Origin of the sequence: Aminobacter carboxidus (assembly GCF_014863355.1) — a bacterium.
GTDB lineage: Bacteria > Pseudomonadota > Alphaproteobacteria > Rhizobiales > Rhizobiaceae > Aminobacter > Aminobacter carboxidus.
In genome coordinates this window covers 21,876-46,554 of the sequence record NZ_JACZEP010000001.1, presented here as the reverse complement: position 1 = coordinate 46,554, position 24,679 = coordinate 21,876, and the positions used below count along the sequence as shown (strand labels likewise).

The window sequence follows — 24,679 nt, the reverse complement described above, 5'->3', positions numbered from 1 at the left end:
CGCTGCAGACGATCACTGGCGGCTGTGTCGACGCAGACAATTTCACCACGCGCGATTTTCCGCTTGACCTCAATATTAGTTGAGGTTCTACAGAAGCGGCTCCAACACGAAAAACAACTTGGAGCCACCCGAAATGCCCCAGAGAATCAAGCTCGCCATCATCTATGGCAGTGCCCGCGAGGGCCGTTTCTGCGATACCGTCGTCAATTGGGTCGCGGCCGAGGTGACGGGGCATCAGCAGTTTGCCATCGACTTCGTCGACCCACGCGACCTTGCCAGGAACCGCACCGACGTCGCCCGCCGCCTCGATGATGCCGATGCCTTCCTGGTGGTGACGCCCGAGTACAATCACGGCTACACCGCCGACCTCAAGGCGCTGATCGACGCCCACAACATCCAATGGCAGGCCAAGCCGATGGCCTTCGTGTCGTATGGCGGTATTTCTGGCGGGTTGCGGGCCATAGAGCAGTTGCGCCTGGTGTTCGCCGAGCTGCATGTCGTGGCGATCCGCGACACGGTGAGTTTTGCCAGCGCCTGGAGCAAGTTCGACCGCAACGGCACGCTGATGGACCCGCGCGACTCGCGCAAGGCGATGTCGGCGCTGCTCGCAAGGCTGCAATGGTGGGCGCTCAACCTGCGCGAGGCACGAACCAACACGCCTTACCTCGAGGTGGCGGCATGAGCGCGCTGCAACAGGTTCAGGCCGCGGAAGTATTGGCCACGCCCGACCGGCATGCCGGCCGCAACACGACGCTGCTTCTGATCAGCACACTGACGATCATGGCGGGCGCGACCATCTCGCCGTCGCTGCCGGCGATCGAGAGCCATTTCGCCGGCAGTCCTAACGTCGAGATCCTGACACGGCTCGTGCTGACGCTGCCGGCGCTGTCCATCGTCATTTGTGCACCGTTCGCCGGCGGGCTTGCCGACCGCTTCGGTCGCCGGCCGCTGCTGATCGTTGCCGCCCTGCTCTACGGGCTGGGCGGCATGTCGGGACTGCTGGCCGACAGCCTGCCCGGGCTGCTCGTCGGGCGCGCGCTGCTCGGCGTTGCTGTCGCCGGCGTCATGACGACGGCGACAGCGCTTGTCGGCGACTATTTCAGCGGTCCCGCGCGCGACCGCTTCATGGGCTACCAGTCGGCATTCGTCGGCTTTGGGGGACTGATCTTCCTGACTGGCGGCGGCATGCTCGCCGAATTGCATTGGCGCGCGCCCTTCGCCGTCTACGGGCTGTCCCTGCTGCTGATCCCGGCGATCATTGCGTTCATCGACGAGCCGGTGCGCAGCCGCCTGTCGACAATGAGCGTGGCCTCGCAGGCCTCGGCCCGCACAGCGTGGCTTGCCGTCTTTGCCGTTTACATCGCGGCCGTGTTCAACAGCGTCGCATTCTACCTGCTGCCTACCCAGCTGCCGTTCCATCTCAACGCCATGGGCATCGGGTCGCCGACATTGGCGGGCCTCGCCATCGGGCTCGGCAACCTGATCGGAGCCATTGCCGCCCTGGCATACGCCAGCCTGCGCGCCAGGCTTGGCGTGATCGGCGTGTTCGGGCTCGCCTTCGGCCTGATGGCGACAGGCTACATCCTGCTCGGGCTGGCGAATTCTCTGGTCACCGTCCTGTTTGCCGCCGGGGTGGTCGGCCTGGGCCTCGGAATGATCATGCCCAACATCGCAGCAGCCGCAATGGCAGCCGCCGCGCCCGACATGCGCGGACGCGTTGCCGGCGGCATGACGGCCAGCATTTTCGCTGGCCACTTCATCTCGCCCTTCGTCAGCCAGCCGATGATCGCGGCATTCGGCTTTGCCAACACATACCTCTACACCGGACTTGTCGTGGGCTGCATCGCGGTTCTTGGCGGTGCGGTGGCAGTCCTGCCCGCAAGGACCGACAGGACAAAAAAGGCGGACTTTCGCGGCTAGCAGAGGCCTGCCTTTGCTCCTACTTGTGCTGTTTCGCCAGCTTCAGCACTTGCGACAGAACGACATCATCGCCGGCGGCGTAACTGGCGAAGGTCTGGGCGACTGGAACCGTGGGCAGCAGGGAGCCCGCCGCAGTGCCATAGAAATAGTTCGGCAGAAAGCAGGTGGTTACCTGCGACAGCCGGCAGCCGTTTTCCCAGTCGTGATAAGCGGTGGTGTATCGGAACGCGATCCTGGAGTTGGGCATGACAGTCGTGCCGCCCTCGCCCCACATCTGGCCGGCGTCGCCCATTTCCTCACCGACCAGCACGGCACGCTCACCGGCGTAGTACTTCAGCCGCGACGCAATGCTGATCGCCGCCGAAAACGTATTGCCGCTGGTCAGGATGAAGATGCGGCCGCTGGGCACAACGTCCGGCAGCATACGTGAAAAGTCGGTGCCAAGCATGTAGTTGCCGCCTGGGCTGAACCTGAGATCGACGACAGCGTGCCTGACTTTGCGCTTGCCGGCTTCGGCAAGCAATTCCGAGAGATAGTCGGACATCAGAACCGGCTCCTGATCGCGGAACCGATTGAGCTGCACGTAGAGGATATCGTCAGCTTCGAGGTAGGCATGCCAGAAATTCTGGTCGGGGCGCGACAGGTAAGGTGGTGTCTCGACACCGTCGAGGACATGGGCCCACGCGGCGTCGCTCTTGTCGGGAGCAATCGGGCTGAGGTCCCGCCTTGGCCACACGGTTCTGGTCGTAGGCTCGCCTTTGCCTGGCAATACGCCAAGCGTGCGCTCGACTTCGGAGCCATCAGCCTTGCGAAAACGGAACTCGCTTTCATCCGGCTTGCCCGCCAGCTTGGCCGCATGAAGCAGTTCCGGCGAAATCATGAAATTCGGCGACAGTTCCCGGGCGTATGTGTCGGTGCCGCCGACATATGGGCGCAACGCTGCGACCAGTTCTTCGGGCGACCGGCCATTCAAGGTCAGGATTTGCGCGCCCAGAAGATCACGATGCTCTGACGTCGTGCGGACAACGAAAAGACCGTCGGCAAACCAGCCGAAGCGCAGCGGGACAGCGTTGAAGCCTAGTCCGCCGGCAAGGCCGAGAACATTGGTGTGGCCGTTTCGGGCAAGGGCGACCGCCTTGGCTGCGGCCATCGCCAGTGCGGGCCGATCAAGGTCGGAGGCGCGGGCGGCAAGTTCGTCGACCGCGTGGACAAACGTCTTGCTGGTTTGAGCGTCAAAGCTTCGCTCGATCAGATGCATATTGCGAAGATGTGCCAAATCCTGCGCGTTCTTCTCAGCCAGGGAATCGCCAGTGGGTGGGGTTACCTCCGGATATGGCTTGAACACCGGATACAGAATGAAAGTCAGTGGCAAAACAACGACGATCATCAATGCCGCGATCGCGATCGTTCCGCGTTTCAGCCATCGCCTCCACTTATGCCCACCACCAGAACTACTCATCGCCACCTCTCCAAATACTGGGTCATGTCCCAGTTCGGGAGAGCACATGGTGGCGAAGCGCGCGACGTTCAATTACCTGGCACATCAACCAGCGCTCTCTGCCCCGACGTAAGGAAACGGATCGGCAAGGTTTGCCCCTGATAAGGCCAGTTCAAAATCTTGAATCTGCGCGTCGACATTCCGAACACGACCCAATTTTCGGCCGACGCGCAAGGAACCGATCATGCTGACCGTACTCAACTGCCTCGTCACCGAACATGACTACCGCTTTGTCGCAGCAGCCTTGACCATCTGCGCGCTGGGCTGCGTGGTATCGATGCGTCTGTTTGCCCGCGCTCGCAATGTCAGGCGCGCCAAGCACGCGGCGTTCATATTCATGGCCGGCGTCGCCGGCGGCATGACGATCTGGACGACACATTTCCTGGCGATGCTCGGCTTTCTCCCCAATGTCGAACACGGTTTCGAACCGAACTTCACCGTACTGTCGCTAGCCTTTGCGATCACCACATCGATGGCCGGCTTCCTGATCGCCGCGAGCCGCGAGCGCGGCTGGATGATCGAAGCCGGCGGCGCCATCATCGGCGCCGGCATCGCACTGATGCATTTTACCGGCATGCGCGGCTTCGTGGTTGCCGGAACGATTACCTACGACCCGGCCTTCGTTGCCTTTTCGATCCTCGCCGGCGCGGCACTCGGCATGCTCGCGACCAACCGCGTGGCGCGGGGGACGACCCGCCACAGCCAGCATGCCGGCATGGCCGCCCTCATCCTGGGGATCGGCATGATGCACTTCACCGCCATGGGTGCGGTGCAGATCACGCCTGACCCGCGGGTGTTCGTCCCCGGCCAGCTCATGTCCGACAGCGTGCTGGCAATCCTCGTGACTGTGGTTACCGTGCTTGTGGTGGTGCTCGGCGCCGTCACCCACCTTGCCGAAGAGCAAGGCCAGCAGGATGCCGTCGCGCATTTCAAGCACCTTGCCATGCACGATCCGCTGACCGGCCTGCCCAACCGCGCCGCGGTCCGCGACGAACTTCCGCTGCGGTTGAAGCAGGCGGGTGGAACGTCGCTGGCAATCATTGCCATCGACCTCAACCGCTTCAAGGAAATCAACGACGTTTACGGCCATGCGGCGGGCGATGCCGTGCTGATCCAGACGACCGCGCGCCTGCGGACCGCGTTGATCGACGGCGAGTTCTTTGCCCGCATCGGCGGCGACGAGTTCATTGCCGTCAAGCCGTTCACCCGCGAGAACGAGGTCGAGGAGTTCGCGGCCCGCATCAGCGACGCCTTCTCGCGTCCCAACGAACTGGGCAAGGGGCGCTTTTCGACCAGCGCCAGCATCGGCATTTCGGTCTATCCGAAGGATGGCGACAGCGTCGACGAACTGACGACGCGCGCCGACCTTGCCATGTACCGATCCAAGAAGCTGCAGGACGGCAGTTGGTGCTGGTATGACGCCGACGCCGACGAGGACGGCCGCCGCCGCGGCCAGATCGCCATCAGCCTGCGCAGCGCCATTGCCGACGGTGCGCTGCGCCTGGTGTTCCAGCCGCAGATTTCGATGAAGCAGCGCGAACTGCTCGGTTTTGAGGCGCTGCTGCGCTGGAACAGCAGCGCACTTGGCGAGGTTTCGCCAGCCGAGTTCATTCCCGTCGCCGAGCAGACCGGCATCATCGTCGAGATCGGCGACTGGGTGTTGATTCAGGCCTGCCAAGAGGCAACGCAATGGCCGGCACCCATAGGCGTTGCCGTCAACGTCTCGCCAGTACAGCTGATGCGGCCCAATTTCGCCGAACGGCTGACCGAAATCCTTGATGAGACGGGCCTTGAGCCGACACGGCTTGAGATCGAGATCACCGAGACCATGCTGATCGACAATCCCGGCCAGGCGCTGCTCGTGCTGCGCAAGATCAAGGCGCTGGGTGTCCGCGTTGCCATGGACGATTTCGGTACCGGCTATTCGTCGCTGTCGACGCTGTTTTCTTTCCCCTTCGACAAGATCAAGGTCGATCGCAGCTTCCTCAATGCGCTGGGCCGGCAGGCGCAGGCGACCAGCGTCATCGAAACGGTGATCGAACTCGGCCACAAGCTGTCGATCCCGGTGCTGGCCGAAGGCGTCGAAACCGATTTCCAGGCAGCCTTCCTCAAGGACCGGCGCTGCGACGAAGCGCAGGGCTTCCTCTATGGTCGCCCGGTGGACTCATCCACCGCGCATGCCCTCGCCCAGACAGGCGCCTGGCAAGACGACGAGGGAGCGCTTGGCAAGCTGAGCGCCTGATCCGCTTACTGAAAATCGAAGGCTGACAGGCCGGTCACCATCTCGTCGAGCCCAAGCGGCCTGGTGATCGGTGGTTCGGCACGCGACAGGCAGCCCGAGCGCTCGCACAGCCGGCAGGCCGGGCCGACCGGCGTGGCGGTCACTGTGCCTGGCTTGGCGCCGACGGCGAGGGCCGGAAGGGCTGCGCCGTAGACGATTTCGTCGCGAAAGGCGATGTCGCAGCCGAGCAGGATCGCAGTTCGCCTGGGACGCTCGCTGAATGCGCCTTGTGGTCCTTCAAGTGTACGCGCGACGCACAGGAACTCGGCGCCATCGGGCATCTCAACAGCTTCGACGAAGATCTGGCCTGGCTGGGTGAAAGCAGCATGCACCGGCAGCTTGGGGCAACCACCGCCGAAGCGGCTTTGTGGGAAGCCTTGCGCGCCGGCCTTGCGGAAGCGGTTGCCGGCGTTGTCGACCTCAAGCATGAAAAACGGCACCGCCGAGGTGCCCTGGCGCTGCAGCATGGTCAGCCGGTTCGCCGCCTGTTCGAACGACACGCCGAAACGCGAACGCAGCACATCGACATCGTAGCGGGCGCGCTGGGCAGCCGAATGGAACGCCTGGTAAGGCATCATCAGTGCGTGCGCGGCGTAGCGGCCGAGCTCGAAGCGGGCGAGCCGACGCGCTTCGTCCGAGGTCAGCTTCAGCGCCTGGATCTCGGCCGCGACCGCGACCTGCATGCGGATCAGGCTCGCCTCCATCGCCACTTCGCGCAGTTGGTCGAACGGCGACAGGCGTTCGGACAGGAACAGCCGCTGCGAATGGCGGTCGTAGCGGCGGCGCCAGTTAGGCATGGTGGCGACCGGCAGCACCTTGACGACGATGCCATGCTCACGCCTGAGCCAGCCTTTCAGCGCGCCGAACAGATCGTCGCCGGGATCGAGCAATGTGGTGAACGCCTCAGCCTCTTCCTCCAGCGACGTAAAATGGTTGGGCCGGCGCTCGAACACCTCGTGCACCTCGTCGATCGGCAGGCGCGCGCCCGACAGGGCGGTGGTGTGGCCTTCCCGGGCCAGCAGTTCGGTCAGATCGGACAGGCGTTCTGCTTGCTCGCGGTAGGCGCGGAACAGCTTGATCACCGCCGAGGCGGCATTGGGTGCGGCTTCGGCGATCTCAACCAGTTCCTGATCGCCCGGCAATTCGCCTGACAGCAGCGGATCGGCGAAGACCTCGCGAAGGGCTGCGATCGAGCCCCTCGCCTCGCCCTGCAGCTCGTCCGGGTCGACCTTGTAGACCGAGGCCAGCTTGAGGATGAGTTGCACCGTGAGCGGGCGCTGGTTGCGCTCGATGAGGTTGAGATAAGACGGCGAAATGCCGAGCCCCTCGGCCATCGCCGTCTGGGTCAGGCCCTTCTGGTTGCGGATGCGCCTGATGCGCGGCCCGGCGAAGATTTTCTGCTCGGCCATCGGCTTTTACACCATTTTTACAACGAAAGTAGGGGTTTTGCCCTACCCGACCTTTTACATTTTTTACAATTTTACAGCCGCCATCTGTCAAACACAATACAGGTTTTCCCTAATATGAGCCGCAATTTGTTGAATTTTCTGGCTGCTTCGGCGCTGCAATGTCAAACAAGTCACATAGAAATTGCCGCAACAAACCCAAGACGCGGCGACCGCCCCCAGAACCAAGTGACCAGACGGAGTCGACAATGACTGATTTTTACAACCTCGTCCCTTCAGCCCCGGAAGGCCGCTTCGATAACATCGAGCGCCCCTATTCCCCGGAGGACGTGAAGCGGCTCCGCGGCTCCGTCCAGATCAAGCAGACCCTGGCCGAAATGGGAGCCAACCGCCTGTGGAAGCTCATCCACGAGGAGAACTTCGTCAACGCGCTCGGCGCCATGTCCGGCAACCAGGCGATGCAGCAGGTCCGCGCCGGCCTGAAGGCGATCTACCTCTCGGGCTGGCAGGTTGCGGCCGACGCCAACACTGCCTCGGCGATGTATCCCGACCAGTCGCTCTACCCGGCCAATGCCGCACCTGAGCTGGTCAAGCGCATCAACCGCACGCTGCAGCGCGCCGACCAGATCGAGACCTCGGAAGGCAAGGGCCTGTCGGTCGACACCTGGTTCGCCCCGATCGTGGCTGACGCCGAAGCCGGCTTCGGCGGCCCGCTTAACGCCTTCGAAATCATGAAGGCCTTCATCGAGGCAGGTGCCGCCGGCGTCCACTTCGAGGACCAGCTCGCCTCGGAAAAGAAGTGCGGCCATCTCGGTGGCAAGGTGCTGATCCCGACCGCGGCGCATATCCGCAACCTGAACGCCGCGCGTCTCGCCGCCGACGTGATGGGCACCTCGACGCTGATCGTCGCCCGTACCGACGCTGAAGCCGCCAAGCTCTTGACGTCCGACATCGATGAGCGCGACCAGCCTTTCGTCGACTATGACGCCGGCCGGACCGTGGAAGGCTTCTACCAGGTGCGCAACGGCATCGAGCCCTGCATTGCCCGCGCCATCGCCTACGCACCGTTCTGCGACCTGATCTGGATGGAAACCGGCAAGCCTGACCTCGCCCAGGCGAAGAAGTTCGCCGAGGCCGTGCACAAGGCGCACCCGGGTAAGAAGCTGGCCTACAACTGCTCGCCGTCGTTCAACTGGAAGAAGAACCTCGACGACGCGACGATCGCCAAGTTCCAGCGCGAGCTGGGCGCGATGGGCTACAAGTTCCAGTTCATCACGCTGGCTGGCTTCCACCAGCTCAACTTCGGCATGTTCGAGCTGGCCCGCGGCTACAAGGATCGCCAGATGGCGGCATATTCGGAGCTGCAGGAAGCGGAATTCGCAGCCGAAGTGAACGGCTACACCGCGACCAAGCACCAGCGCGAAGTTGGCACCGGCTACTTCGATGCCGTGTCGATGGCGATATCAGGCGGCAAGTCGTCGACGACCGCGATGCACGAATCGACCGAACACGAACAGTTCCGCCCGGCCGCCGAATAGGCCTGGCTCAAGCTACCCCGGAGGCACAAGGCCTCCGGGCACCGCCAGAGGCAACGCCCGCAAGGGCAAAGGCAACCACCGAGGAGAACCACAATGGCACCGCGTACCCGTGTCAAGGAACGAGCCGAAGAACAGGCGACGACCATGAGCGCCGACCAGCAGGCCGTGATCCGTATCGTCGCCAACGACCTGCACCGCCTCAACCAGTCGGTCATGAAGGCAGTCGAGGCCGGCGTGTCGGTGGAACTGGTCCGCTCGGCCCGCCACCATGGCGGTGACGGCAACTGGGGCGACCTGCTGATCCCGGTCATCGTGACCCAGCAGCCGCACGGCTGACAAGCATTCCCTCTGCCCCCACGGACCCCGTCCGCAGCCCCTGCTGCGGGCGGGGTTTGTTTTTTGCGGCACTGCTCAAGGCTACGTTCAACTGTCGAAATTCTATCGTCTACGACTAAAGTCGAATGCCGTTTCCAGCGTATTACTTGACACTTCCGGCAGTTGACGCGAACGTAAGGAACCGAACGCAACCACGCATTGAACAGACGCCCCTCAGCTGTCGGCTAAGCCAATGAAATGGAAAGACCCAGATTCGGACGGCGGTCCGGATGAGAGTGCGCGCACTCCCGATCGCCACGTCGCGGATCTTACTCGAGTGCTTGTCGTCGGCCGCTCGCCGATCAACAGGGTCGTCGTGGCCAAGATCGTCGAACGCTCCGGGCTCAAGACGATCTCGGAAGCGCCCGACACCGCAATGGCGATGCTGCGTATTATGGCGCCAGGCACGATCATCCTCGATGGCGGCAGCGACAACAAGGATTGCGATGGGCTGATGCAGTCGATCCTGTCGCTGCGACTGGCCTCTGGCAGCAACCTGCCGTCGGTGATCCTTTTGTCCAACCGCGCCGGCACGCCCGAGAGCCTGTCGCTGTCGAGCGCGGTCGACATCGTCGTCGCCAAGCCGATCACACCGGAGCGGCTGCAGCCCGTCGTCGAAAAATTGCTGGGCCGCTGCTGAGCGTCAGCCGAGGGCCTTCAGCAGCTCCGACAGCTCGCCGAGATGCTGGAGCTTGCGGAAGCGCTCGGCTGAGGTCGGTTCGTCGACATGCTCGTAGGCCCAGGTCAGGTCGTGGGGGATGTAGACGCCCCAGCTGCCGGCTTCGATCGCCGGCACGACGTCGGACTTGAGCGAATTGCCGATCATCATGCTGCGCGCCGGCCCGTCGCCATGGCGGGCGAAGATGCGCTCGTAGGTCGGCCGCGACTTGTCGCTGACGATCTCGACGGCATTGAAGAAATCGCCGAGGCCCGACTGCGCCAGCTTGCGCTCCTGGTCGAACAGGTCGCCCTTGGTGATCAGCACCAGGCGATAGCGGCCAGCGAGCGCTTCGAGCGTGCCGTGGACATGCGGCAGGGTCTCGATCGGATGGCTTAGCATCTCGCGGCCGGCCGCCAGGATCTTTTCGATCACCGAAGCTGGCACCCGGCCATCCGTCACCTCGATCGCGGTCTCGATCATCGACAGGGTAAAACCCTTGATGCCGAAACCGTAGGTGCCGAGGTTGCGCTTTTCGGCCTCGAGCAGGCGCGACATCAGCTGCTGTTCCTCGCCATGATCGGCAAGCAATTCGGCGAAATGCTTTTCCGTCAGGCGGAAGAACTGTTCGTTCTGCCACAGCGTGTCGTCGGCATCGAATCCGATGGTGGAAAGGTGGGTCGAGATGGAGGTCATTGCGCTCGTCTAGTTCAGAAACTGGGCCAAAACCAGCAATTTGACGCCCGCAAGCCATCAGAATCGCTTGTCAGCCCCCCCTTTTCTTCCTTCGAGGGGCACGGCTATACTCAACAATCTGCAACGACAATCTGGTGAATGATGCCGCCTGCCAAGAAGGAAGTCCGTCCGACCACTCGGGGGGCTCGCGCCCGCACGCCTGCATTCGTGAAGAACAAGCGTGGGGTGAAGAACTGGAAGGAAGCCTCCGAATGGCTGGAATGGCGGGGCATCGAAGACATAGAGTGCATCACGCCTGACCAGGCCGGTGTCGCCCGCGGCAAGATGATGCCGTCGAGCAAGTTCACCTCCAACACCGCGCTGGCGCTGCCGTCGGCACCGTTCATGATGACGATCTCCGGCGGCTATCCCGAAGACGGTAATGGCTTCGAATATCCCGAGGACGACGGCGACCTGAAGCTGGTGCCTGATCTGTCGACGCTGTCGGTGGTGCCCTGGGAGGACGATCCAACCGCTCAAGTGATCTGCGACCTCGTCCACCAGGACGGGCGCAATGTCGAGTTCACCCCGCGCAACGTGCTGAAGCGCGTGGTGGCGGCCTACGACAAGCTCGGCCTCAAGCCCGTTGTCGCGCCCGAAATCGAATTCTACCTCGTGCGCAAGAACCCCGACCCGGATTATCCGCTGACCCCGCCAGTCGGCCGCTCGGGCCGTCCCATCGGCGGCGGTGCCGGCTATTCGATCGCCGGCGTCAACGAGTTCGATGAACTCATCGACGACATCTACCACTTCTCCGAGGCGCAGGGCCTGGAGATCGACACACTGATCCACGAGGAAGGTGCCGGCCAGCTCGAGATCAACCTGCGCCACGGCGACCCGATCGAACTCGCCGACCAAGTGTTCCTGTTTAAACGCACCATCCGCGAGGCAGCGCTGAAACACGACATCTACGCCACCTTCATGGCCAAGCCGATCCAGGGCCAGCCGGGTTCGGCGATGCATATCCACCAGTCGATCATCGACAAGAAGACCGGCCACAACATCTTTGCGGCCGCGGACGGCTCGGAAACCGATGCGTTCTTCCACTTCATCGGCGGCATGCAAAAGCACGTGCCGAACGCGCTGGTGATGTTTGCACCATATGTGAACTCGTATCGCCGGCTGACGCAGGCAGCCTCGGCTCCGGTCAACAACAAATGGGGCTACGACAACCGCACCACGGCCTTCCGTGTACCGCGTTCCGATCCGGGCGGCCGCCGTGTCGAAAACCGCATCCCCTCGTCGGATGCCAATCCTTATCTGGCACTGGCGGCATCGCTTGCCTGCGGACTGATCGGCCTCAAAAACAAGCTGCCGGCGGAAGCGCCTGTGCTGACGACCGCCAACGAGGACGAGATCGACCTGCCGCGCGGCCTGCTCGAAGCAGTCGACCTGTTTGAGGGCGACAAAGAGCTGACGTCGCTGCTGGGGCAATCGTTTGCGACCACCTACGCGGCGATCAAGCGGGCGGAGTTCGAGACCTTCATGGAAGTGATCAGTCCGTGGGAGCGGGAGTATTTGCTGCTCAACGTTTAAACGGGCGAATAGGGAATAGTGAGTAGCGAATAGAGAGGCCTCGCGCTTCTCACTGCTCACTGCTCACCATTCGCCGCCAGCTGCTCGAAGATTACCGGAGACCTCTCCGCATCATGCCCTACCTCTCCCCTATCTCTCCCGGCCTTTCCTGGTACGAAGACACTGCCGGCACCCGCCCGGACTATCCGGCCCTTGACGGTGACAGGCAGACCGACGTCGTCATCATCGGCGGCGGCTTCACCGGGCTGTCGGCGGCGACGCATCTCGCCAAAGCCGGCACCAATGTCGTGTTGATCGAGGCGCATCGCTTCGGCGACGGTGCCTCGGGGCGCAATGGCGGCCAACTCGGCACCGGCCAGCGCGCCTGGGCCGAAGAGCTTGAAGGCGAGCTTGGCTTCACCCGTGCCAAGGCGCTGTTCGACCTGGCCGAGGACGCCAAGGCACACCTGCTCGAGTTCACCGCCGCCAATGGCATCGACATCGACTACATGCCGGGCCAGATGTCGGTGGCGCACAAGCCGCGTTATGTCGACGACTACAAGGCCCATGCCGAAATCATGGCCAGCCGCTTCAACTATCCGCATGTCAGCTTCATGGACGCGCAAGAGACAGCAGAGCGTCTCGGCTCGACGCATTATTACGGCGGCACGCGCGACACCGGTACCGGCCATATCCATCCGCTCAAGCTGGTGATCGGCACCGCGCGCGTGGCGGCCGCCGCCGGCGCCTACATCTTCGAAAACACGCAATCAACCGGCATCACCTCGCAGGGCGGCAAGGTCGTGGTGACGACGCCGCGCGGCACCATCACCGCGCAGAAATGCCTGATCGCGGTCAACGCCTATGGCGGCAAGCTGGAGCCGGTGAGTGCTTCCCACATCATGCCGATCGGCTCGTTCATCGGCGCCACCGTGCCGCTGGGCGCGGATTCGAACGTCATCCCCGGCGGCGAGTCGGTCGACGACTCCCGCTTCGTCGTGCGCTACTTCCGCAAGTCGAGGGACGGACGGCTTTTGTTCGGCGGGCGCGAGATCTATGGCGTCAACGATCCCAAGGACATCCACATCCACATCCGCAAGCAGATCACCGAGATCTACCCCGCGCTGAGGGATGTCGAGATCACCCATGGCTGGGGCGGCTATGTCGGCATCACCGTGCCGCGCAAGCCGTTCGTACGCGAGGTGATGCCCAACGTCATTTCGATGGGCGGCTATTCCGGCCACGGCGTCATGCTGTCGAATTTCTTCGGCAAGCTCTATGCCGAGACGGTGGCCGGCAACCGCGACCGTCTCAAGTTGATCGAAGAGTTGAAGATCCCGCCCTTCCCCGGCGGCCGGCGCTTCCGCACGCCGCTTTTGTTCCTCGCCCTCAACTGGTTTGCGCTGAGGGACAGGATATAGCGCCAGCGCTTGTTCGAAGAATGCGCCACCAGCGACCTGTGATGGAGCGAGGCGCAAGACAAGCCGACCGCCGAGGTCAAGGCAAAGCCCAATCTGAGCCGTGTCGCCGTCTTGGGCGGCTCGTCGACGTGCTCAACTGCCTTGCCTTGCCAGATCGGATTTCGCGCCGAGAAACCCCGCTTGCCCTTGCAGCAGCGGCAGTTGCAGCCTGATGCGGGCACCGCGCCACTGACCAACCAGGATTTCGATGCTGCCGCCATGCAGCCGGGCGATCTCGCGAGCAAGGTTGAGCCCGAGACCGGCACCGCTGTTGCGCGGGCGCAAGCGATAAAACGGCTGGAAGACACGCTCATGTTCGTCGTCGGGAATACCAGGGCCTTCGTCGTGGATTTCCAGCCCGCCCTTGGCGTCCACCACGACCGAAATGATGCCCTCGCCGCCGCCGTGGTCGATGGCGTTGCGCAGCAGATTGGTGACGGCCTGCTGGATCTGCGACGGCTGGATGTTGACCAGCACGATCGAAGCCGCCGGCTCGAAGGAAAAGTCGTAGCCGGCAGACAGCGCCAGCGGCGCGAAGTCGGCGGCGAGATGGCGTGCAAATTCGACAAGGTCGACGATTTCGCGCGCGCCTGCCGACTGGTCGAGCACCTGACGGTCGAGCAGTTGCTGCGCCAGATGCGACAAGCGCTCGATGTCCTTTAGCAAGCGCGCGCTTTCGGGGTCCTCGCGCAAAAGTTCGGCGCGGGTGCGCAGGATTGCGATCGGCGTGCGCAATTCGTGGGCGGCATCGGTCAGAAACCGATTGCGCTGGTCGTAGCCCTGGCCGAGACGGGAAAGCGCGTTGTTGAAGGCCTGGACCAGCGGCGCGACCTCGCCCGGCACGTTGGCGGTCGGCAGTTGCACGCCACGATTGTCGATGTCGATCCGGCCGGCCTGCGTGGCGGTCGCGACAAGACCGGCAAGCGAGCGGCGGACCACCGTCGGCGTGGCGACGAGGGTCGTGCCCCCCATGACGATGAAGAAAGGCGCGAGAAACGCCACGATGATCAGCGCAACCGTGGGACCGATCTTCATCCACTCGATCTGTCCATCGGCGTTACGGGTTCCGTCGAGACTGACCTGGAATGTGACGTCGACGCCGTTCGTCTCCGTGCGGGACAGAATTGTCGACGTAAGGATTTGTACCGCTCCCGCGGCGGTTTGCCGATTGGCCAGGATAGAATCAGGCCGAACGTCATAAACCGGGAAACGCAGGAATGCGTACTCGACGCCCCACGGAATTCTAAGGTCTTCCCCGGCATAGGCGTCCGGGACCTCACCCAGTCGCAAGGTCTTGCCCGCCTCGTCACGAACGACCAACCAGAGATTGGGATAATTCTTCCGCGCCTCGTGCATCTCCTTGGTGTCGCGCAAGGAGAGGTTGCCACTGGCATCCCTGGCAACGGCGCCGGATACAGCCTCCACGGCGGTTTCGTTGTCGCTGAGCAGGCGCGGCTCGAGCAGGAACAGCACCAGCCAGATGAGACCGACGAAGGTGAACAAGGTCGCGGCTTGCAGCAGGATCAGCCTGCGCACGAGCTGCCATTGCAGCGAAGTGGGACGCAACTTCTTCATGCCACGGCGCGCAAGAGATAGCCGAGATTGCGGATCGCCCTGATCTCGACCCCTGCAGCGACATCGTCGAGTTTGCGACGCAGGCGCGAGACATGGGAATCGAGCGCGTTGGAACCGATCTCGTCGTCCATGGCGTAGACAGATTCTTCGAGCGTGGCGCGCAGGACCGTGCGGCCGGGCCGGCGGAGCAGTGCTTCCAGCGCCAGCTGCTCGCGCCGCAGCAGTTCCAGCGGCTTGTCGCCGACGCTCGCCTCACGATGGTGGAAATCGTAGGTGAGACGGCCAATCACTGTCTGCTCGGACCGTAGCGCAACCGGGCGGCGGTGCAGCGCGCGCAGGCGCGCCATCAGCTCTTCAACGGCAAACGGCTTGACCAGATAGTCGTCGGCGCCGGCATCGAGACCGGCGACACGGTCATTGAGACCACTGAGCGCGGTCAACATCAGGACGGGCGCGTCGACACGCAGCGCCCTCAGCTTGGGGATCAGGTCGAGGCCTTCGCCATCCGGCACGCGGCGATCGAGAACGATGGCATCGTAAGGCCCGAACTCGGCCGCCGCTTCGGCATCAGCGAGCGTGGCGACGTGATCGACGATGACATTGCGACGTGCCAGCGCCGACTTCAGCACCGAAGCCATCTCCGGCTCGTCCTCGAGCAGCAAAATGCGCATGCACGTATTCCCTCGATCAGACCTCAGGCCAGGGCCGAAACCGGTGGCGGCATGGCCAGCCACCGGGACGGCAGGACCTTTATGCCGCTACTCGCATTCCAGCTTCGGCTTGCGGAAATTGGTGATGTACCAGCGACCTTCGGACCGGGTGGCGTAGAACGTGTAGAAGCATTCCTGCTCCTCGACATAGCCCGGAGTCGTCATCTCCTCATAACGCGTGCCGCGCCTGGTGTCGCGGTACTCGCCGCTCGTCGTGCCGGCAACGGCGTTTGTCGAAATCTTGCTCCACTGATAGGCGCGCTGGCCGCGGCCAAGTTCGATCACCGACGTGGGCGGGCCGTAGTCGATGATGACCGACTCCAGCGGCTGGCCGATATAGCCCTTCATGACGTCCGACTGGCAGCCGGCCAGGAAGATGGCGGCGGCGACAGCGAGTGTGCCGACAACGCGGCGTGCAGTGCTGAGAGACATGTCTGATCCCAGGTTGTGAATGATGTTCCTGGGCAGCTACGCTGCCAAGATTGCATCTACATTGCAGGACGAAAAGGCGAGACGCGGCGCGTTGCGCGACACGACGATTTCCGGGCTCAAGCCCGAGACAGCGAGACGTCGCTGTTCAGGGCGCGCCGGCTGATGCGAACCGCCATCGAAAAGACAGTTTCCGTTCAACGGCTGGCGCTGCGAACGCATGGCCAACCGGGTGGTCGAGAGGCTTTGTGGAGAAGCCTAGAGCTTCCTGACGATGACGCTGCCGGCGGAGTAACCGGCACCGAAAGAGCAGATCACGCCGAGGCAGCCTGATGGCAGGTCGTTGGAGAATTTCGAGAACGCGATGATCGAGCCAGCCGACGAGGTGTTGGCGTAGTCCTGCAGCACGTTGGGCTGCTCTTCGCGGGTCGGCTCGCGGCCAAGCACGCGCGAGCCGATCAGGTCGTTCATGCCCTTGTTGGCCTGGTGCAGCCACAGCCGCGACAGATCCGCCGGCGCGATGCCTTGTTCGGCGAGATGGGAGAGCATCAGTTCTGCAACCATCGGCACCACCTGCTTGAAGACCTTGCGACCCTCCTGGTGGAACTGCATGTCGCGCCGATCAGCCATGTGGCCCTCGCGGGTGCGGCGCAGGAAGCCGTTGTTGTTGCGGATGTTGTTGGAGAACTCGGTCAGGCAACGCGTCGCCAGCACCTCGTAGGCGTTGTCCGCCTTCACCTCGTCGGCGCGCTGCAGCACGACGGCGGTGCAGACATCACCAAAGATGAAGTGGCAGTCGCGGTCGCGCCATTCCTGGTGGCCGGAGGTGATCTCGGGATTGACCATCAGGATGGCGCGGGCCGAGCCGGTGCGGATCATGTCAGCGGCAAGCTGGATGCCGAAGGTCGCCGAGGAACAGGCGACGTTCATGTCGAAGGCAAATCCCTTGATGCCGAGCGCCTGCTGCACCTCTATGGCAACCGCCGGATAGGCGCGCTCGTGGTTGGAGGCAGCACAGATGACGGCGTCGATGTCGGCGGCAGTCAGGCCTGCCTTCTTCAGCGCCTCATCGGCCGCCTTGACCGAGATCTCTGCCATCAGCGACAGTTCGTCCTCAGTGCGCTCGGGCAGCACAGGGTGCATGATGCCCGGATCGAGAATGCCGAACTTCGAGACGACATGGCGGCGCTCGATGCCGGATGCCTTGACGATGAACTCTTCCGACGACATCGCCATCGGCTCGCGCTCGCCGGCTTCGATGGCGTCGGCGTGCAGCTTGTTCTGGCGGTGGGCATACTCGTTGTAGGAGGCCACCAACTCGGCGTTGGTGATGATTTCCTCCGGCGTGAAGATGCCGGTACCGCTGATCGCAACCCTGTGCATGGCGTTTCCCGTTGGTTTTGAGCCATTGGAATAGGGTTCAGGCAGCGTCGGTCAAGCTTTGCGACCACAATTTCAGGTCGAACGCGCGGTTACCTCGCGGCAGAAGCGCTCAAATGCAGCGCCCGCCGTCGACTTCCATGGCAACGCCGGTGATCAGCGAGGCTTCGTCAGAGACGAGGAACAGAGCGGCGTTGGCGATGTCGAGGGGTGTTGAGAAGCGGCCGAGCGGGATCGAAGCCTTGAACTTCTCGCGGATTTCCGGCGTGTCCTTGCCCATGAACTTTTCCAGCATCCCGGTCTCACCGGCGACCGGGCACAGGCAGTTGACGCGGATGTTCTTCGGCGCCAGTTCCACCGCCATCGACTTGGTGGCGGTGATCGCCCAGCCCTTGGAGGCGTTGTACCAGGTCAGCCCAGGACGCGGCCTAAGGCCAGCGGTGGAAGCGGTGGTCAGGATCGAACCGCCGCCTTGGCGCTCCATGATCGGCACCACGGCGCGGGCGGCGTGGTAGATCGCCTTCATGTTGACGGCGGTGATCAGGTCGAAGACATCTTCCTCGACATCGACGAGGTCGCCGTTGCGATGGGTGTAGCCGGCATTGTTGACCATGATGTCGATGCGGCCAAAAGCGCTCTTGGCGGCATAGACCAGCTCGTCGAATTCGACGCGTTGCGACACGTCGGTGGTGACTGCGATTGCGCCGTTGCCGATCTCGGATGCAACCCGCTCGGCTTCCCTGGCATTCAGATCGGCGACGACGATCTTGGCGCCCTCTTCGGCAAAACGCCTGGCCATGCCCTCGCCGAAACCGGCAGCACCGCCGGTGATGATCGCGACCTTGTCCTTCAGCCTGTCCGCCACGTTACGTCCCTTCGAATCGAATCCTGTCACCAGCCCCTTATCGAAAAGGATAAACGCGTCCGCCAGCAACAGACAAGCGAGGTCTGGCAGGCGCCCGACTTGCGGCATTCTTGAAATAATCCTAAAGTAATTGCCTGCCTCTGGGTGGGGGACGCAAACATGAAACTTCGTTTCTTATTTGCATTGTTTTCAATAAACGCAGGTTTGATCTTCAGCTTCCAGCAAGCAGCGCATGCTGCCTGCGTCGTGCCGAGCTACAACCAGAAGCGCGGAATACCGCCTGGATTCGCCGAGGCGCAAGGCTTCAAGGGCCGTTTCGACTTCCCCGCAAGCACCAGCGAGCTGCCTCCGGCCTTCCTGTCGATCGACTTCACCCAGGATTGGCGCGCCTACATCCAGGCGGTGCTCGACTATTCGCTCGAAGGTAATATCGCCGTCGACTTTAACGTCGCCAACAACAATGTGCGCAACTGGTACCATGCGCTGTGGATGCATCCGGGCAATTCGGGACGGGAGTTCCTGCACGGTCTGACCAAGGAGCGCGCGACCGATCCGGAACAGCTGGCCGAAGGTGTGACCAAGTCTTTCGACACCTGGGCAGTCGGCTTCTACAACGCGCTCGGGGCCACGACCTTCGCCAAAGTGTGGAGCGATCCGTGCAGCCCCAGGATCGACGACATCTACTTTCCCGTCGGCACGACGTCGTTCAAACTGCTGTTCACCACCGCCACGGCAGCCGACATCGCCTATGTCGCCGGCGCGCCCGAATGGGACGGCGACATCGGCAGAGCTCCCAACCGCATCGGCAAGCTGCGCCTCTACCAGATCGACATAGCCGTGCGCGATCCGCGCTCGCTGCAGACCGGATGGGTGTTCGGCACCTTCGTCTATCAGGGCACCGAACCCGGCACCGACCCATGGAAAAAGCTGGTGCCGGTCGGCTTGAGCTGGGGCAACGACCGCTTCGTGCCGCCGCCGGGGCAATTGCGCCAGAACGTGCTCAACGAAACGCTCGAAGGCAAGATCTACGGCTGGGCGGCGCGCAAGGAGCTTGGCTGGGGCGGGCGCGTCAACGGGCCGGCCGACAACCAGATCAGCTCGTGCGTGTCCTGCCACGGTTCGGCGCAATATCCGCGCAGCGACGATTTCGGCAACCTGCCACGGCAACCGGCAACGCCGATCGATTACCAACGCCGACTGCTGGAGTATTTTCGCGACGTCTTCGCCGGCGGTGTGTTCGACGGTGAGTCACGCTACTTCGGCACGCAAACGGCGGTGCTCGCGCGGCCGCTCGACTACTCGCTGCAACTGCAGGCCGGCATCGAACGCATGTGCGCGACGGTCACCGCCCGCGAGGCACCGTTCAACGACGGCACGATTCCCGTCCCGCCGGTTTGCCCCGCGCCTCCTGCCATCGTGGCAGGCGGACCGGAAAGTCTCTCGGCCGGGCCGGCGCTTGCCGACCGCAACGACACGATCGACGCCCTGCTGGAGCCTATCAGGTAGAGCTGGCAGGTAGAGCTTTGGGGTAGTGCCGGTGCATTACAAAGCGGGGTGCGCCACGAGCAACAAGTCGCTGTCGTTCGGGATCGGCCGATCAGATCTGGTCACCCTGAACACAGGCTTGATACACTGCGTCCAGTCGAGAACGATCCGGTGGTCGGCGCTGCAGCCGTATCGCAGTTGATAGGAACCAGCGGCAATTCGTACCTCGAACTCATCGGCAACGCTTGCGACCACCACCTTGCCGCTCCGACTGAGAAACGGAACATCGACAAGCAGCACGCTGCTTTCGGACACGCCGGTTGAACCCTCCGTCAGCGTCACGTGAAAGGGGCCATTCTCAGCCATGGTTCTGAAACCCACGGCGCCTTCGCGCCAGGTGAACCCCTGATGGACATGTCGATCTTCCCACAGGCTGAATGGTGTCGACGTCGCCGCGTCGAATACGCTGATCTGGCCGTAAGATACTTCCAGTACTTGCGACCCTTGCACTCCGGCCTCCCTGACTCTGCGCCCGACACTATCGACAAGCCCTCTCAGCTGGCCCACTGTCAACTTGTACCTGTAACAGCGTGTTGTAGCTGTGACACCGTGGCGCTGGCTTTTGGGCTAGAACTTTTAAATCGATTAGATTATATCAGGCGTCGACATCGCGACCGTCTTGAAAACGGATAGAACATGACCAGCCAGATCATCCCCGTCGAACCCTTCGACTTCATCATTTTCGGGGGCACCGGCGATCTGTCGGAGCGCAAGCTGCTGCCAGCACTCTATCACCGCCAGCGCGACCACCAGTTTTCCGAGCCGACCCGCATCATCGGCGCATCGCGCACCAAGATGGACGACAAGGAATTCCGGGCCTTCGCCAAGAAGGCGATCTCGGATCACGTGAAGCCTGAGTACATCGAGGAAAAGGAACTTGCGACCTTCCTCGACAGGCTGAGCTACGTCACGGTCGATGCCAAGTCTGGCGACGGTTTCGCCGAACTCAAGAAGTCGCTTGCCGACAGCAAGCGCATCCGCGTCTTCTATCTCGCGGTGGCGCCCAGCCTGTTCGGCGACATCTCCGACCACCTCAAGGCAAACAAGCTGGTCACCCCGGATTCGCGCATCGTGGTGGAAAAGCCGATCGGCCGTGACCTTGAGTCGGCCCGGGCGCTGAACGACATCATCGGCGACGATTTCGGCGAGCACCAGATCTTCCGCATCGACCACTATCTCGGCAAGGAGACGGTGCAGAACCTGATGGCGCTGCGCTTCGCCAACGCGCTCTACGAGCCGCTGTGGAACTCGGCGCATATCGACCACGTGCAGATCACGGTGGCCGAAACAGTCGGCCTGGAAGACCGCGTCACCTATTACGACAAGGCGGGTGCGCTGCGCGACATGGTGCAGAACCACATGCTGCAGCTGCTTTGCCTCGTCGCCATGGAGGCCCCGGCCTCGATGGAGGCCAATGCGGTGCGCGACGAAAAGCTCAAGGTTCTCAACGCGCTTAAGCGCGTCAACGGCAATGAGGCGCCCAAGCAGACGGTGCGCGGCCAGTATCGCGCCGGTGCATCGGCCGGCGGGCCGGTCAAGGGCTACGTCGAGGAGCTAGGCGCCGAGAGCAACACCGAAACCTTCGTCGCCATCAAGGCCGAAATCGCCAACTGGCGCTGGGCCGGCGTGCCGTTCTACCTGCGCACCGGCAAGCGGCTGGCATCGCGCGTTTCCGAAATCGTCATCGAGTTCAAGCCGATCCCGCACTCGATCTTCGGCGAAAGCGCCGGGCCGATCTTCAACAACCAGCTGGTCATCCGCCTGCAGCCCGACGAGGGCGTCAAGCAGTTCATCATGATCAAGGATCCGGGTCCGGGCGGCATGCGCCTACGCCAGATCCCGCTCGACATGAGCTTTGCGCAGTCCTTCGACGGACGCGCCCCAGATGCCTATGAACGGCTGATCATGGATGTCGTGCGTGGCAACCAGACGCTGTTCATGCGCCGCGACGAGGTCGAGGCGGCATGGAAGTGGATCGACCCGATCCAGCATGCCTGGGAAGGCAGCCGCCAGGAAGCCCAGGGCTACACCGCCGGCACCTGGGGACCTTCCGCCTCGATCGCGCTGATCGAGCGTGACGGCCGCACCTGGCACGAGAGCAATTGAGCGCCATGGCTGGCATTGCGCCCCACTGGAACGAGTTTGAGACGCGCGACGCGTTGGCGGCTTCGCTGGCGGATGTTGTCGCCGAAGTCCTGCGCACGGCGATCTCGCGGCGCGGCGAAGCGTTCCTGGCCGTTTCCGGTGGCTCGACGCCCGGCCGGTTCTTCGCAGCCTTGTCGCGCGAAGAGCTCGACTGGGGCAAAGTCACGGTGACACTGGTCGACGAGCGTTTCGTTCCCGAGACCTCGTCGCGTTCCAACGCATCGCTTGCCAAGGCCAACTTGCTGCAGAACGCAGCGTCCGCCGCCCGTTTCGCGCCACTGTTCCATGAGGCAACGACTGTCGAGGACGGCGCACACCTTGCGGACTCCGCGCTGAAGACCCTGCCCTGGCCGCTCGATGCGGCGATCCTCGGCATGGGTGGCGATGGCCACACCGCTTCGTTCTTCCCCGATGCGCAGAGCCTCGACGTCCTGCTCGACCCGGCTTCGACCCGGATCGTCATGCCGGTGCATGCACAGACCGCCGGCGAGCCGAGGCTGACGCTGACGCTTCCTGCGCTGGTCAATGCCGGGCTTGTCGTCATCCACATCGAAGGTGCTGAGAAGCGCAACGTCATCGAGGCGGCACTGGCAGCCGAAGAGCCGCTGCCGATCCGCACCGTGATCGACCGGGCGCCGCGCGCTGCCGAGATCTACTGGGCGCCCTGATCGGAGCCCGGCCGCGCCGTGCCCCCCCCTGAGGGGCTGCGGCGCCGCGAATGCCGAAATCGTGCATGGTCCGGCGCAATCGCGCCGTCTGCCGGTCCATGCCAGCCCGAAGCTCCTCCCGGTTCGGGCACCGCGTTGAAAGGACTGAGGCCATGACAGCCAGGAACGACATCCAAGCCATCACCGAGCGCATTCGCGAACGCTCGAAGGTCAGCCGCGAGATCTATCTCGGCCGCGTGGCCGGCGCTGCCGGCAAGACCGCCAACCGCGGCGTGCTGTCCTGCGGCAACCTCGCCCATGGCTTTGCCGTGTGCAGCCCGTCGGAAAAGGTGGCGCTCGGCGGCGACAAGGTCGCCAATCTCGGCATCATCACCTCCTACAACGACATGCTGTCGGCGCATCAGCCGTTCGAAACCTATCCGCAACTGATCAAGGATGCGGCGCGCGAAGCCGGCGGCATCGCCCAGGTGGCGGGCGGCGTGCCGGCGATGTGCGACGGTGTCACGCAAGGGCAGCCGGGCATGGAGCTGTCGCTGTTTTCGCGCGACGTGATTGCCATGTCGGCTGCCATCGGGCTCAGCCACAACATGTTCGACGCCGCCGTTTATCTCGGCGTCTGCGACAAGATCGTGCCGGGCCTGGTGATCGCGGCGCTGACCTTTGGCCACCTGCCGGCGGTGTTCGTGCCGGCCGGCCCGATGACCTCGGGCCTACCCAATGACGAGAAGGCAAAGATCCGCCAACTCTATGCCGAGGGCAAGGTCGGTCGCGCCGAGTTGCTGGAGGCCGAGTCCAAGTCCTACCATGGCCCGGGCACCTGCACCTTCTACGGCACCGCCAACTCGAACCAGATGCTGATGGAGATCATGGGCCTGCACACGCCGGGCGCATCTTTCGTCAATCCGGGCACCCCGCTGCGCGACGCGCTGACCCGCGAGGCGACCAGGCGGGCGCTGGCGATCACCCATCTCGGCAACGCCTACACACCGGTCGGCCGCATGATCGACGAACGCTCGGTGGTCAATGGCGTCGTCGGCCTGCACGCGACCGGTGGGTCGACCAACCACACCATCCACCTGATCGCCATGGCGGCAGCCGCCGGCATCCGCCTGACCTGGCAGGACATCTCCGACCTGTCAGACGTCGTGCCGCTGCTCGCCCGCGTCTATCCGAACGGACTTTCCGACGTGAACCACTTCCAGGCTGCGGGCGGCATGGGCTTCCTGATCCGCGAACTGCTCGACGAAGGCCTGCTGCATGAAGACGTGCAGACCGTGTGGGGCGAAGGCCTGCGGCCTTATGCTGTCGAAGCCAAGCTCGGCGCCGACGGCTCGGTGGTGCGCGAAGCCGCACCCAAGGTCAGCGGCGACGAGAAGGTGCTGGCACCTGCTGCAAAGGCGTTCCAGCCAAGCGGTGGTCTGAAGGTTCTCGGCGGCAATCTCGGCCATGCCATCATCAAGACCTCGGCGGTCAAGCCCGAGCGCCGCATCATCGAGGCGCCGGCTTTGGTGTTCGATAGCCAGCAGGGCCTCAACGACGCCTTCAAGGCCGGCCTGCTCGACCGCGATTTCATCGCCGTCATCCGCTTCCAGGGCCCCAAGGCTAATGGCATGCCAGAACTGCACAAGCTGACCACCGTGCTCGGCATCCTGCAGGACCGCGGCCACAAGGTGGCGCTCGTCACCGACGGCCGCATGTCGGGCGCCTCGGGCAAGGTGCCGGCGGCGATCCACGTCACCCCCGAAGCGCTCGAAGGCGGGCCGATCGGTCGCGTCCATGACGGCGACATCGTCAGGCTCGACGCCGAGGCCGGCACGCTGGAGGTTCTGGTTCCCGCCGGCGATCTGGCACTGCGTCCTGAGCCGGTCTGCGACCTGTCCGGCAACGAGCACGGCATGGGCCGCGAACTGTTCGCCGGCTTCCGCCAGATGGCCGGTCGCGCCGACCACGGCGCAAGTGCATTCGGCACGGCCTAG

At 63.4% G+C, this 24,679-nt stretch carries 21 protein-coding genes; 12 read left to right on the top strand and 9 right to left on the bottom strand.

Going from position 1 to position 24,679, the window contains the following annotated elements; all coding sequences use genetic code 11:
* Nucleotides 1–133: 133 nt before the first annotated feature.
* Together IHE39_RS00200 and IHE39_RS00195 are read left to right on the top strand one after the other, a co-directional pair.
* Nucleotides 134–682: an NADPH-dependent FMN reductase gene (locus IHE39_RS00200; protein WP_192565104.1), complete on the top strand. Its 549-nt coding sequence runs from the start codon at nucleotides 134–136 to the stop codon at nucleotides 680–682.
* Nucleotides 679–1,920: an MFS transporter gene (locus IHE39_RS00195; RefSeq protein ID WP_192565103.1), complete on the top strand. Its 1,242-nt coding sequence runs from the start codon at nucleotides 679–681 to the stop codon at nucleotides 1,918–1,920. Before IHE39_RS00200 ends, IHE39_RS00195 begins: the two co-directional genes overlap by 4 nt.
* A 19-nt stretch (nucleotides 1,921–1,939) precedes the next feature.
* On the opposite strand, the gene IHE39_RS00190 is transcribed toward IHE39_RS00195, so the two are convergent.
* A complete protein-coding gene (locus IHE39_RS00190) occupies nucleotides 1,940–3,307 on the bottom strand; it encodes a hypothetical protein (protein ID WP_192565102.1) in 1,368 nt (455 codons plus the stop codon).
* 295 nt (nucleotides 3,308–3,602) lie between these two features.
* Here IHE39_RS00190 and IHE39_RS00185 point away from each other — a divergent pair, with 295 nt between their 5' ends.
* Complete coding sequence (locus tag IHE39_RS00185) at nucleotides 3,603–5,660, top strand: putative bifunctional diguanylate cyclase/phosphodiesterase (RefSeq protein WP_192565101.1); 2,058 nt, start codon at nucleotides 3,603–3,605, stop codon at nucleotides 5,658–5,660.
* A gap of 5 nt (nucleotides 5,661–5,665) precedes the next feature.
* On the opposite strand, the gene IHE39_RS00180 is transcribed toward IHE39_RS00185, so the two are convergent.
* Nucleotides 5,666–7,108, bottom strand: a complete 1,443-nt coding sequence (locus tag IHE39_RS00180; RefSeq protein ID WP_184771384.1) for a helix-turn-helix domain-containing protein — start codon at nucleotides 7,106–7,108, stop codon at nucleotides 5,666–5,668.
* A gap of 245 nt (nucleotides 7,109–7,353) precedes the next feature.
* Here IHE39_RS00180 and aceA point away from each other — a divergent pair, with 245 nt between their 5' ends.
* The 3 genes from aceA to IHE39_RS00165 all read left to right on the top strand — a co-directional run bounded on the left by aceA (nucleotide 7,354) and on the right by IHE39_RS00165 (nucleotide 9,658).
* On the top strand, nucleotides 7,354–8,643 hold the full coding sequence (aceA, locus tag IHE39_RS00175; protein WP_184771386.1) for an isocitrate lyase: 1,290 nt from the start codon (nucleotides 7,354–7,356) through the stop codon (nucleotides 8,641–8,643).
* A gap of 93 nt (nucleotides 8,644–8,736) precedes the next feature.
* Nucleotides 8,737–8,979 (top strand): SMc00767 family acetate metabolism repressor, encoded by a 243-nt coding sequence (locus IHE39_RS00170; protein WP_067965227.1) that lies wholly within the window; start codon nucleotides 8,737–8,739, stop codon nucleotides 8,977–8,979.
* 316 nt (nucleotides 8,980–9,295) lie between these two features.
* Nucleotides 9,296–9,658 carry a response regulator gene (locus IHE39_RS00165; RefSeq protein WP_343070035.1) on the top strand — a complete coding sequence of 121 codons (363 nt, stop codon included), beginning with the start codon at nucleotides 9,296–9,298 and terminating at the stop codon, nucleotides 9,656–9,658.
* Nucleotides 9,659–9,661: 3 nt separating this feature from the next.
* Here the strand turns inward: IHE39_RS00165 and IHE39_RS00160 are convergent, their stop codons facing one another.
* A complete protein-coding gene (locus IHE39_RS00160; RefSeq protein ID WP_192565099.1) occupies nucleotides 9,662–10,372 on the bottom strand; it encodes an HAD family hydrolase in 711 nt (236 codons plus the stop codon).
* 138 nt (nucleotides 10,373–10,510) lie between these two features.
* On the opposite strand from IHE39_RS00160, the gene IHE39_RS00155 reads away from it, so the two are divergent.
* The gene (locus IHE39_RS00155) at nucleotides 10,511–11,947 is read left to right on the top strand and encodes a glutamine synthetase family protein (RefSeq protein WP_184771392.1); all 1,437 of its coding nucleotides are present in this window, start codon (nucleotides 10,511–10,513) and stop codon (nucleotides 11,945–11,947) included.
* Between the two features lie 113 nt (nucleotides 11,948–12,060).
* On the top strand, nucleotides 12,061–13,347 hold the full coding sequence (locus IHE39_RS00150; RefSeq protein WP_192565098.1) for an NAD(P)/FAD-dependent oxidoreductase: 1,287 nt from the start codon (nucleotides 12,061–12,063) through the stop codon (nucleotides 13,345–13,347).
* 132 nt (nucleotides 13,348–13,479) lie between these two features.
* Here the strand turns inward: IHE39_RS00150 and IHE39_RS00145 are convergent, their stop codons facing one another.
* The 5 genes from IHE39_RS00145 to IHE39_RS00125 form a co-directional block, all read right to left on the bottom strand.
* Nucleotides 13,480–14,961 carry a sensor histidine kinase gene (locus tag IHE39_RS00145; protein WP_192565097.1) on the bottom strand — a complete coding sequence of 494 codons (1,482 nt, stop codon included), beginning with the start codon at nucleotides 14,959–14,961 and terminating at the stop codon, nucleotides 13,480–13,482.
* Complete coding sequence (locus IHE39_RS00140; protein ID WP_184771398.1) at nucleotides 14,958–15,632, bottom strand: response regulator; 675 nt, start codon at nucleotides 15,630–15,632, stop codon at nucleotides 14,958–14,960. The genes IHE39_RS00145 and IHE39_RS00140 overlap by 4 nt, the downstream gene beginning before the upstream one ends.
* Before the next feature lie 87 nt (nucleotides 15,633–15,719).
* Complete coding sequence (locus tag IHE39_RS00135; protein ID WP_184771400.1) at nucleotides 15,720–16,103, bottom strand: hypothetical protein; 384 nt, start codon at nucleotides 16,101–16,103, stop codon at nucleotides 15,720–15,722.
* Nucleotides 16,104–16,358: 255 nt separating this feature from the next.
* Nucleotides 16,359–17,483: a beta-ketoacyl-ACP synthase III gene (locus tag IHE39_RS00130; RefSeq protein WP_192565096.1), complete on the bottom strand. Its 1,125-nt coding sequence runs from the start codon at nucleotides 17,481–17,483 to the stop codon at nucleotides 16,359–16,361.
* 109 nt (nucleotides 17,484–17,592) lie between these two features.
* Nucleotides 17,593–18,345, bottom strand: a complete 753-nt coding sequence (locus IHE39_RS00125; RefSeq protein WP_491844514.1) for an SDR family oxidoreductase — start codon at nucleotides 18,343–18,345, stop codon at nucleotides 17,593–17,595.
* A gap of 159 nt (nucleotides 18,346–18,504) precedes the next feature.
* Here IHE39_RS00125 and IHE39_RS00120 point away from each other — a divergent pair, with 159 nt between their 5' ends.
* Nucleotides 18,505–19,851: a hypothetical protein gene (locus tag IHE39_RS00120; protein WP_192565094.1), complete on the top strand. Its 1,347-nt coding sequence runs from the start codon at nucleotides 18,505–18,507 to the stop codon at nucleotides 19,849–19,851.
* Between the two features lie 36 nt (nucleotides 19,852–19,887).
* Here IHE39_RS00120 and comJ read toward each other — a convergent pair whose 3' ends face one another.
* Nucleotides 19,888–20,340 (bottom strand): competence protein ComJ, encoded by a 453-nt coding sequence (gene comJ, locus IHE39_RS00115; RefSeq protein WP_192565093.1) that lies wholly within the window; start codon nucleotides 20,338–20,340, stop codon nucleotides 19,888–19,890.
* Between the two features lie 186 nt (nucleotides 20,341–20,526).
* Between comJ and zwf the strand changes: the two genes are divergently transcribed.
* The 3 genes from zwf (at nucleotide 20,527) to edd (ending at nucleotide 24,679) form a co-directional block, all read left to right on the top strand.
* The gene (gene zwf / locus IHE39_RS00110; protein WP_192565092.1) at nucleotides 20,527–21,996 is read left to right on the top strand and encodes a glucose-6-phosphate dehydrogenase; all 1,470 of its coding nucleotides are present in this window, start codon (nucleotides 20,527–20,529) and stop codon (nucleotides 21,994–21,996) included.
* 5 nt (nucleotides 21,997–22,001) lie between these two features.
* Nucleotides 22,002–22,703: a 6-phosphogluconolactonase gene (pgl, locus tag IHE39_RS00105; protein ID WP_192565998.1), complete on the top strand. Its 702-nt coding sequence runs from the start codon at nucleotides 22,002–22,004 to the stop codon at nucleotides 22,701–22,703.
* A gap of 152 nt (nucleotides 22,704–22,855) precedes the next feature.
* The gene (gene edd, locus IHE39_RS00100; protein ID WP_192565091.1) at nucleotides 22,856–24,679 is read left to right on the top strand and encodes a phosphogluconate dehydratase; all 1,824 of its coding nucleotides are present in this window, start codon (nucleotides 22,856–22,858) and stop codon (nucleotides 24,677–24,679) included.

Bases quoted from the DNA above. Each gene is read 5' to 3' on its own strand.
- IHE39_RS00200 (WP_192565104.1), top strand. From the start codon at position 134: ATGCCCCAGAGAATCAAGCTCGCCATCATCTATGGCAGTGCCCGCGAG.
- IHE39_RS00195 (WP_192565103.1), top strand. From the start codon at position 679: ATGAGCGCGCTGCAACAGGTTCAGGCCGCGGAAGTATTGGCCACGCCC.
- IHE39_RS00190 (WP_192565102.1), bottom strand. From the start codon at position 3,307: ATGATCGTCGTTGTTTTGCCACTGACTTTCATTCTGTATCCGGTGTTC.
- IHE39_RS00185 (WP_192565101.1), top strand. From the start codon at position 3,603: ATGCTGACCGTACTCAACTGCCTCGTCACCGAACATGACTACCGCTTT.
- IHE39_RS00180 (WP_184771384.1), bottom strand. From the start codon at position 7,108: ATGGCCGAGCAGAAAATCTTCGCCGGGCCGCGCATCAGGCGCATCCGC.
- aceA (WP_184771386.1), top strand. From the start codon at position 7,354: ATGACTGATTTTTACAACCTCGTCCCTTCAGCCCCGGAAGGCCGCTTC.
- IHE39_RS00170 (WP_067965227.1), top strand. From the start codon at position 8,737: ATGGCACCGCGTACCCGTGTCAAGGAACGAGCCGAAGAACAGGCGACG.
- IHE39_RS00160 (WP_192565099.1), bottom strand. From the start codon at position 10,372: ATGACCTCCATCTCGACCCACCTTTCCACCATCGGATTCGATGCCGAC.
- IHE39_RS00155 (WP_184771392.1), top strand. From the start codon at position 10,511: ATGATGCCGCCTGCCAAGAAGGAAGTCCGTCCGACCACTCGGGGGGCT.
- IHE39_RS00150 (WP_192565098.1), top strand. From the start codon at position 12,061: ATGCCCTACCTCTCCCCTATCTCTCCCGGCCTTTCCTGGTACGAAGAC.
- IHE39_RS00145 (WP_192565097.1), bottom strand. From the start codon at position 14,961: ATGAAGAAGTTGCGTCCCACTTCGCTGCAATGGCAGCTCGTGCGCAGG.
- IHE39_RS00140 (WP_184771398.1), bottom strand. From the start codon at position 15,632: ATGCGCATTTTGCTGCTCGAGGACGAGCCGGAGATGGCTTCGGTGCTG.
- IHE39_RS00135 (WP_184771400.1), bottom strand. From the start codon at position 16,103: ATGTCTCTCAGCACTGCACGCCGCGTTGTCGGCACACTCGCTGTCGCC.
- IHE39_RS00130 (WP_192565096.1), bottom strand. From the start codon at position 17,483: ATGCACAGGGTTGCGATCAGCGGTACCGGCATCTTCACGCCGGAGGAA.
- IHE39_RS00120 (WP_192565094.1), top strand. From the start codon at position 18,505: ATGAAACTTCGTTTCTTATTTGCATTGTTTTCAATAAACGCAGGTTTG.
- zwf (WP_192565092.1), top strand. From the start codon at position 20,527: ATGACCAGCCAGATCATCCCCGTCGAACCCTTCGACTTCATCATTTTC.
- pgl (WP_192565998.1), top strand. From the start codon at position 22,002: ATGGCTGGCATTGCGCCCCACTGGAACGAGTTTGAGACGCGCGACGCG.
- edd (WP_192565091.1), top strand. From the start codon at position 22,856: ATGACAGCCAGGAACGACATCCAAGCCATCACCGAGCGCATTCGCGAA.